This is a genomic window from Sphingomonas sp. (assembly GCF_042091075.1).
In the GTDB taxonomy this organism is placed as follows: Bacteria; Pseudomonadota; Alphaproteobacteria; order Sphingomonadales; family Sphingomonadaceae; genus Sphingomonas.
On record NZ_JBELIE010000127.1, the window covers coordinates 1 to 9593 of the forward strand.

General features: G+C 66.7%; 6 protein-coding genes. 4 read left to right on the plus strand and 2 right to left on the minus strand.

Features of this window, described 5'->3' with window-relative positions; genetic code table 11:
* Positions 1-187 precede the first annotated feature (187 nt).
* From ACFDSW_RS12355 to ACFDSW_RS12365, 3 genes are all read left to right on the plus strand, one after another.
* Positions 188-1618 carry an aldehyde dehydrogenase family protein gene (locus tag ACFDSW_RS12355; protein ID WP_375250592.1) on the plus strand — a complete coding sequence of 477 codons (1431 nt, stop codon included), beginning with the start codon at positions 188-190 and terminating at the stop codon, positions 1616-1618.
* Between the two features lie 3 nt (positions 1619-1621).
* Complete coding sequence (locus ACFDSW_RS12360) at positions 1622-3091, plus strand: class I adenylate-forming enzyme family protein (protein WP_375250593.1); 1470 nt, start codon at positions 1622-1624, stop codon at positions 3089-3091.
* Positions 3092-3187: 96 nt separating this feature from the next.
* Entirely contained in the window at positions 3188-5482 is a 2295-nt protein-coding gene (locus ACFDSW_RS12365) for a TonB-dependent receptor (protein ID WP_375250594.1), read from the plus strand.
* A gap of 255 nt (positions 5483-5737) precedes the next feature.
* On the opposite strand, the gene xylA is transcribed toward ACFDSW_RS12365, so the two are convergent.
* Positions 5738-7048: a xylose isomerase gene (gene xylA, locus ACFDSW_RS12370; protein WP_375250596.1), complete on the minus strand. Its 1311-nt coding sequence runs from the start codon at positions 7046-7048 to the stop codon at positions 5738-5740.
* A complete protein-coding gene (xylB, locus tag ACFDSW_RS12375; RefSeq protein ID WP_375250595.1) occupies positions 7045-8493 on the minus strand; it encodes a xylulokinase in 1449 nt (482 codons plus the stop codon). The genes xylA and xylB overlap by 4 nt, the downstream gene beginning before the upstream one ends.
* Positions 8494-8672: 179 nt before the next feature.
* On the opposite strand from xylB, the gene ACFDSW_RS12380 reads away from it, so the two are divergent.
* A partial coding sequence (locus tag ACFDSW_RS12380; RefSeq protein ID WP_375250597.1) for a LacI family DNA-binding transcriptional regulator occupies positions 8673-9593 on the plus strand: 921 nt, incomplete at its 3' end.

Sequence of the window (9593 nt, forward strand, 5' to 3'; positions counted from 1 at the left end):
CGGAAGAGTTCCGGACGGCGTTCGACATGATCGTCGCCGCGCCCGACGCGCTGGCGCCGATGGTGACGGGCGAGGTGACCATCGCGAATGTGAACGATGCCTTCGCCAGCCTGACGGCGGGCGGCGAACAGATCAAGATGATGGTTCGCCCCACCTGACGGGAGCGCGACAGACCAAGGAGAGCGACATGCGTGAGGCTTTGCAATTCTATATCGACGGCCGCTGGGTCGCGCCCCGGAAATCGCGGGTGATTGACGTCATCGACCCCGCCGATGCCGGCATCGCGGGGCGCGTCGCGCTAGGCGACGCCAGCGACGTCGACGACGCGGTCATGGCGGCACGACGGGCGTTCGACGGCTTCTCGCGCAGCAGCGTGCGCGAGCGTGCCGAGCTGCTCGACGCGATCATCGCCGTTTACACGAAGCGCAGCGGCGACCTTGCCGGGGCGGTGACCGCGGAGATGGGCGCCCCCATGTGGCTGGCGAGCGGCGCACAGGTGCCGATCGGCATCGCGCACTTCCAGGTCGCGCGTCAGCTGCTTGACGATTACGACTTCACCGAGGTGCGGGGGGCGACGCTGCTGGCGAAGGAGCCGGTCGGCGTCTGCGGCTTCATCACGCCGTGGAACTGGCCGCTCAACCAGATCGCGTGCAAGGTCGCGCCCGCGCTCGCGGTCGGCTGTACGATGGTGTTAAAGCCATCCGAGGTTGCGCCCTTCACCGGGCATATCTTTGCGGAGATCATGGCGGAGGCGGGGGTGCCCGCTGGCGTGTTCAATCTCGTCCATGGCGACGGACCGGGAGTCGGGGCGGCTCTGTCGTCACACCCGCAGGTCGACATGGTGTCGTTCACCGGATCGACCCGCGCGGGTGTGGAGGTGGCGCGCGCCGCCGCGCCCACCGTCAAGCGCGTGCATCAGGAACTGGGCGGCAAATCCGCCAATATCGTGCTGCCGTCCGCGGATCTGCGCGCCGCGGTCGCTGGCGGAGTGGACGCCATGATGGTCAACTCCGGCCAGTCGTGCAACGCGCCCTCGCGCATGCTGCTGCCCGCGGCGAGGATGGACGAGGCCAAGACCATCGCCGCCGAGGCCGCGGCGGCCAACACCGTCGGCACGCCCGCCAGCAATGCCAGGCTGGGTCCGGTCGTCAGCGAGCTGCAATGGGGCAAGATCCAGCGACTGATCCAGGCCGGCATCGACGAGGGCGCCACGCTGGTCGCGGGCGGCACCGGTCGGCCTGATGGCCTGGACGACGGCTATTACGTCAAGCCGACGGTCTTCGCGGACGTCACCAACGACATGACGATCGCGCGCGAGGAGATCTTCGGTCCGGTGCTGACGATGCTCGCCTATGATGACGTCGAACAGGCGATCGCCGTCGCGAACGACACTGATTACGGGCTCGCCGCCTATGTCCAGGGCGATCTGCAGGAGGCGCGCGACGTCGCGTCGCGCCTGCGCGCGGGGCAGGTCTATCTCAACTATCCCGAGCTGGACATGACCGCGCCCTTCGGCGGCTACAAGCAGTCGGGGAACGGGCGCGAATGGGGCGCGCATGCCTTCGGGGAGTTCCTGGAGGTGAAGGCTGTGCTGGGCTACGCCCCCGCGGGCCAGTAAGACATGGCCGCGACGCTGATCGACCTGCTTGCGTCTACCGTCGCGGCCGACCCCGATGCCGCTGCGATCCTCTATCGCGAGGAACGCCTGACCTTCGCCGATCTCGACCGACAAAGCGCAGGCTTTGCCGGCGCGCTGCGCGCCGCCGGTATCGCAACCGGCGAGCGGATGTTCCTGTGCCTTCAGAACGTGCCGGAGTTCGTCGTCGCGCTGCTGGGCGCGGCGCGCGCCGGCGTGGTCACGGTGCCGCTGAACCCGATGTATACCACTGCGGAGATCGAGAAGCTCGCCGCCGATTGCACGCCGCGCGCGATCGTCTGCGATGTCGGGCACGCGGAGGGTGCACTGCCCGGCTTGTGCCGCTTCACGGTGGGGGAGGGCGGCAGCTTCGCCACCGGCGGCCCCATCGGTGCGGACACGCCGGCCGATCCGCTGATGCTCGTCTATACTTCCGGTACGACCGGTAAGCCCAAGGGCGCGGTGATCGAGCATCGCCATCTGCTGGCCGGCGCGGCCTTCTACCGCGAGGCCGCCGCGCTGCGCCCGGGCGTACCGATCCTGGGCGCCGCACCGCTGTTCCACGTCACCGGGATCAGCGGGCATATCGGCGCGGCGCTGGCGGCGCGCGCGCCGCTCATCCTGTGTCACCGCTTCCAGCCCGATGTAGTGCTGGATGCGATCGAGCGGCATCGCCCCGTCTTCACGGTCGCCGCGATCACCGCGCTGTCGGCGTTGATCGATGCGCCGGCCTTCACCCCCGAACGCGCCGCGAGCCTCACCACCATCTTTTCCGGCGGCGCGCCGGTTGCGCCGGCGATGCGCGCGCGGGTCAAAGCCGCGACCGGCGTGACGCTGCGCAACGTCTATGGCCTGACCGAAACGGTGGCGCCGGTCGCCGCCTGTCCGATCGAGCCGCCGGCACCGGTCGATGCCAAGACCGGCGCGCTCTCGGTCGGCAAGGCGGTGTCAGGGGTGCGGCTGCGCGTCGTCGATGACGAGGGGCGCGACTGCGCGATCGGGGAGCCGGGCGAGATCGTGGTCAGCGGCCCCAGCGTCGTCGCCGGCTATTGGCGCGCACCCGAGGCGTCGGCGGAATCGATGCGGGCCGATGGCTTTCGTACCGGCGATATTGGGATACTGGATCCGGACGGCTGGTTGTTCCTGGTCGACCGCAAGAAGGACATGATCGTCGCCTCCGGTTTCAAGGTGTGGCCGCGTGAGGTGGAGGACGTGCTCTACACCCATCCCGCCGTGCGCGAGGCGGCCGTCGTCGGCGTTCCCGATGCGTATCGCGGCGAGACAGTAAAGGCAGTGGTAAGCCTGCGTGGTGGCGCCACGCTATCCGAACAGGAACTCATCGCCTTCTGTCGCGAGCGACTGGCCGCGTACAAGGCGCCGCGGATCGTCCAGATCATCGACGCGCTGCCGACGACCGCCACGGGCAAGATCCTCCGCCGCAGCGTGCGCGACTGACGCTGATTACGGGTTTCCGTCCATCGCCGCAGCGCCGGCACCCGCTTAGTCATCGATGATGGAGCCGGATTATCGGTCATTCTCGGGAGGGGAAGGATGAAGTCGCATTATCTCGTGGGCGTCGCGCTGGCACTCGTGCTGTCCGCCACCATGTCGGCGCAGGCTCAGACTGCGACGGGGGCGACCGCGACGGATGCGACGGACGCGACCGCACAGGCGGAGCCCGAACCCGCGCCGCCGTCGTCTGGCGATATCATCGTCACCGCGCAGCGCCGCTCGGAGTCGCTGCAGAAGGTGCCGATCGCGATCTCTGCCATCTCGCAGGACGATCTCGCCAAGCGCGGCATCATCAACACCGCGCAACTGACCGGCACCGTTCCGTCGTTGCAGGTCAACAGCCCCTATGGCGAAGCGCAGCCGAACTTCACGATCCGTGGCATCGGTGTCGCCAACGAACATAATCCCAACCAGGCATCGCCGGTCGGCGTCTATTTTGACGACGCCTATATCGCGGCGCGTGCCGAGCACGGGCTGCAATTATATGATCTGGAGCGGATCGAGGTGCTGCGTGGGCCGCAGGGGACGCTATATGGCCGCAATACCACTGGCGGCACGATCAACTTCATTTCGCGGCGGCCCGATCTGTCGGGATCGACGGGCAATATCCAGGCCGGCTACGCCAATTTCAACACCTTCACCGCGCAGGGTGCGGCGGAAGCCACGCTGAAGGAAGGCGTGGCGGGGCTGCGCGTGTCGTTCAACTATGCGCACGGCAACGGCTACATCAACAATCGTGCCGCCAACGAGCCCGATATGAACTCCACCGACATGCTGGGGGCTCGCGCGATCCTGCGCGTGAAGCCGACCGATCGGCTGGAAATATTGTTGAAGGGCACCTATGGCCGTTCGAACCCGAGGCAGGCAGCGGTCTTCAACCTCGGCACCGGTCCGAACGGGTTCAATCCGGTGTTGGGAACCAGTCGCGCCGAAAAGGGGCTGGGTTTCTTCGAGGCGGACAGTCAGCGCGTCGGGCGCAGCTTCGTCGAGGCATATGGATCCGAGCTGATCGTCAAATACGACCTGACCGACGATATTCAGCTGACGTCGCTGACGTCCTATGACCATCTGAAGCAGGCCTTCACGCAGGAAGGCGCCGGGCTGCAATCGCCGGTGTTCCGCCAGCCGCTCGATACGCTGTACGGCAACGTCTTCGACATGTTCAATCAGGAGCTGCGCGTTGCCTATTCGAACGACCGCACCAACGTGCAGGCGGGCGTCTATTACGGTTACGACAAGGACGCATCGGACAGCTATTACTGGCTGCTCGACGGCGCCGCGATGGTGCGTCAGAAATACGATCAGATCCGTCGCTCCTACGCCGCCTTTGCACAGGGCGATCAGAAGTTCGGCGACCATGTCTCGATTACGCTGGGCCTGCGCTACACCTTGGACAGGGGGCGCTATCAGAATTACGCATCCTATGCGGTGCCGCAAAGCCTGTACACCGGCACGCGCGACATCAGCAGCTTCCCACCGGCGCAGGGCACTTATTTCCTGGGCGGCTATGATGCCACGACCGGACAATTCGTCTCCGGCCCGACGCTAAAGCTGGACAGCAACGCGGTCACCGGGCGCGCGGCACTCAACTACACGTTCGACACCGGACAGATCGTCTATGCCAGCTACAGCCGTGGCTATCGCGCCGCCGCCTTTTGCGGGCAGTGCTTCTTCGGCCCGATCAACACGACCAGGCCGGAGCAGGTCGACGCCTATGAGATCGGCGCGAAGGGTCGGACGCTGGACGATATGCTGTCGCTCTCGGTCGCCGGGTTCTGGATGAATTACAGCAACCAGCAGATCAACGAACAGATTGGCGCGCAGACGATCCTGCGCAATGTCGACAAGAGCCGCATCCGCGGCGTCGAGATCGAGGGCACGCTGACGCCGGCTACCGACCTGCGGATCCAGATGTCGGCTTCGTTCCTCGATGCGAGATACCAGGCGCTGCAGTTGAGCGCGGGCGACCTGACCGGACGGCGATTGCCCTATGCGCCGCGCTTTTCCGCCACCGGATCGCTCGACTGGACGCTGGCAAGGCTGGGCGCTGCGAAAGTCGTCTTCACCCCGTCGTTCGTGCATACCGGGCTGGTCTATTTCACTCCATACAATCGGGTGGCCGGCAACGGAAATCTGCGGCAGGACGCGAATACGAAGGTCAACCTGCAACTGGCCTATGAGACGCCCAGCTACACCGTGCGCGGCTGGGTGACGAACCTGACCAATGAGAAGACGTTCGCCGACGGCCTCGATCTGCGTGCTTCGTTCGGCTACGATTATTTGGTCCAGGCGCCGCCGCGCACCTATGGCGCGACCGTGGCCTATCGCTTCTGAGGGCGGGGTAACAACCTGCTGACCGACGGCTCTTCGCGTTGCGTCGGGGGCCGGATCTGGCCCTTGCCGCATGTCCATTGCAGACGACACGGCGCCGTACCATGGTCTGTACGGCGTCGCACAGCGTGCGCCTGGCGACCGGGCCTCAGCCCGGCCACCCCATGTCCTTCCGTCCGCGAGGGCTGGCGGTCAGCCCCGCTCGGATCGACGTCACCGACGAACGTCTCCTTGGAACCAGATGGCGTGGTCAGCCGGTCAACAATACCGGCCGACCAAATTCTCCAGCCGCTCCTGCTGACCCGATCGCGGCTTGGGGTCGAGCGCGCGATCGACGGCCAGATCGGCGAGGGTCGCGAGGTCGCCATTGGCGATCGCCGTGGCAAGCTCGCCGTTCCAGCCGGCGTACCTTTCGTTGCGCGTCTGATCCAGACGGCCATCCTCGATGATCGCGGCGGCGTTGAGCAGGCCCTTCGCGACCACGTCCATACCGCCGACATGGCCGTGGAACAGGTCGATCGGATCGATCGACTGGCGACGGACCTTGGCGTCGAAATTGAACCCGCCCGTGATGAAGCCGCCGGCACGGATGATCTCCAGCATTGCCAGCGTCATGCCTTCGGCGGAATTGGGGAATTGATCGGTATCCCAGCCGTTCTGCGGATCGCCGCGATTGGCATCGATCGAGCCGAAGATACCAAGCGCCGACGCGGTCGCGATCTCATGCTCGAAGCTGTGGCCCGACAAGGTCGCGTGGTTCGCCTCGATATTGACCCGCACTTCCTTCTCAAGCCCGTAGCGCTGGAGGAAACCGTATACGGTGGCGGTGTCGAAATCGTATTGATGCTTGGTCGGTTCCATCGGTTTCGGCTCGATCAGGATCGTGCCTTCGAACCCGATCTTGTGCTTGTGTTCGACCACGAGGCTGAGGAAACGACCGAGATTGTCCAGCTCGCGACGCAGATCGGTGTTGAGCAACGTCTCATAGCCTTCGCGGCCGCCCCACAACACGTAGTTCGCGCCGCCCAGCCGCTGGGTCGCCTCCAGGGCCTCGCGTACCTGCATCGCGGAGAACAGGAATACCTCGGGATCGGGGTTGGTCGCTGCGCCCGCGGCGAAGCGCGGGTGGCTGAACAGGTTGGCGGTGCCCCACAGCAATCGACGGCCGGACGAGGCCTGAAGCCGCTCGAGATGCTCGACGGCCTCCGCAAAGGAACGACGATGGTCGGCGATATTGTCGGCATCCGCCATCACGTCCACATCGTGGAAGCAATAGAAGGGGACGTCGAGCTTGGTGAAGAACTCGAACGCCACCTCGCGCTTCATGGCCGCTGCGGCGGCATCGTTGGCACCACGCTGCCATGGGCGATCGAAGGTGGGGCCACCGAATACGTCGCTGCCGGGCCAGCAGAAGCCGTGCCAGAAACAGGCGGCGAAGCGCAGATGGTCCTCCATCCGCTTGCCCAGCACCATCCTGTCCTTGTCGTAGAAACGATAGGCGAGCTCGCTGTCGCTGTCTGGCCCCTCGTAGCGGATCGTGGACACGTCGGAAAAGAAGTCGGCCATCAGGCAGTCCTTGTACTGAGAGCGGGATAGGCTTCGCGAAACGCGGCTCGCTTGGGGGCGAGCTGTTCGGCAAGCAGGGGATCAGCGGCGATGATCTGGCGAACCGGCGGCGGGACGCAGACGGCGGCGGGTTCGCCGCCGTCGACGGCAAGCTGGGCGAGCCGCGCCGCGCCGAGCGCGGGACCGACCTCACCGCCTTCGAGATAGGCCAGTTCGACGCCCAGCGCGGCGGCGAGAATTCGTCCCCAATAGGCCGAGCGGGCACCGCCGCCGATCACCGCGAGGCGGCTGAGGCGGGTGCCGGCGTCGCCCAGCGCGTCGAGTCCGTCGGCCAGCGCGAAAGCGACGCCTTCCAGCACCGCCTGCGCGAGCCGGCCGGGATCGGTGTCGTGATCGAGATTCAAAAAGGCGCCACGCACGTCCGCGTCGTTGTGCGGGGTCCGCTCGCCGGACAGATAGGGAAGAAACAGCTCGGCGCCCTTGGCAGGCCCGGTCGCTTCGGCGCGGGCGAACAGCTCGGCCACGCTGGCGGTGCCGGTCAATCGCGCCACCCAGTCGACACACGATGCCGCAGACAGGTGAACCGACATTTGGTGCCATAGGTTCGGCAACGCATGACAGAAGGCGTGCACGGCGCGATCCGGATTGGGCCGGAACGCGCGCGTGGCGACGAAGATCACACCCGAGGTGCCGAGCGAGAGCAGCGCGTCGCCGTCCGCGACCACGCCGATCCCGATGGCGCCCGCGGCATTGTCGCCGCCGCCCGCCGCCACCGGCACCTGATCCATGCCCCACAGGTCGGCGACCTCGCGCAGCAGCACGCCGGTCGGTTCCGATCCCTCATGGAGGCGCGGCATCTGTCCGCGGTGAAGCCCGCAGGCGTCGAGCAGGACGTCGCTCCAGTCGCGGCGCGCCACGTCGAGCCACAGCGTGCCGGCACTGTCGGACAGGTCGGATGCCTTGTCCCCGGTCATCATCAGGCGCACGTAGTCCTTGGGCAGCAATACCGTTGCGATGCGCGCGAACAGCTCCGGTTCATTGTCACGGACCCAGGCGAGCTTGGGGGCGGTGAAACCGGGCATGGCGATGTTACCGGTGATCGTCCGCAGCGCGGGCACCGCCTGTTCCAATTTGGCACATTGCGCCGCGCTGCGACCGTCGTTCCACAGGATCGCGGGGCGCAATGGCGCGTCCGCCGCGTCGAGCAGCGTCGCACCGTGCATCTGTCCGGCCAGCCCGACGCCGCGCACCGATCGACGCACCGCGGGATCGATCGCACGTACCGCCGCGGATGTCGCTGCCCACCAGGCGGCGGGCTCCTGCTCAGACCATAGCCGGTGGGGACGCTGGACGGAGAGCGCGGCGGTCCCCTGATCCACCACGACGCCCATCGGGTCGATGACGACTGCTTTCACGCCCGACGTGCCGATGTCGATGCCCAGGAACATTGCGTTCAGGCGGGCTGCCGACGGAAAGACGGATGGGGCGCGCCGCGCGCGCCTGGTGGCGTTGACATACTTCCTCCCCAGTCGGCTCTGTGGCGCTGTAGATTAGCGCTATCATAGAGCGTGAAGCGAAGGTGGCAAGAGCCTTGGCGGGATCGACGCTGCCGGGTACGCTCAGTGCCATGACGCAAAGAACATCCCGTCGCGCAGGCGCGGCACCGACGATCAGCGACGTCGCGCGGCGCGCCGGCGTATCGTCGATGACCGTGTCGCGCGTCATCAACGGCGAATCCAATGTCCGCCCCGCCACGCGGGAAGCAGTGAACGAGGCCATCAATGCCTTGCGCTACGCGCCCAATCCGGCCGCGCGCAGTCTGGCGGGGGCATCCAACACCCGCATCGGACTACTCTACAGCAATCCCAGCGCGAGTTTCCTCAGCGAATTGCTGATCGGCAGCCTCGACCAAGCCTCGCGGCTCGATGTGCAGGTGGTGATCGAGCGATGCGAAACGGACGAGCATGAGCTGGCGGCGGTGCGCCACCTGATCAGCGGCGGCATCCAGGGGGTCATCCTGCCGCCGCCGCTGTGCGAAGCGCAACCCGTGCTCGACCTGCTGGCGGAGGCGGGTGTTCCGGCGGTGATGGTGGCTACCGCGTGCCCCGCCGACGACGCGCTGGCGATCCGCATCGACGATCGCGAGGCGGCGTTGACCATGGTTCGCCACATCGTCTCGCTCGATCATCGTCGGATCGGCTTCATTTCGGGCGCCGCCACCCTGTCCGCGAGCCGCCGCCGGCAGGAGGGATATGCCGCGGCGCTGGCGGAAGCGGGGCTGCCGCTGGACGAGGACCTGATCGCCTCAGGGCTCTACACCTATCGCTCGGGCCTCGATGCGGCGGAGGAGCTTCTGGACCGGCCCGACCCGCCCACCGCCATCTTCGCCTCCAACGACGACATGGCCGCCGCCACGGTCGCGGCGGCGCACCGGCGCGGGCTCGACGTGCCGGGCGACCTCACGGTCTGCGGGTTCGACGACACCACGCTGGCAACCACCGTCTGGCCCGAATTGACGACGATCCGCCAGCCCATCGCCGCCATGGCG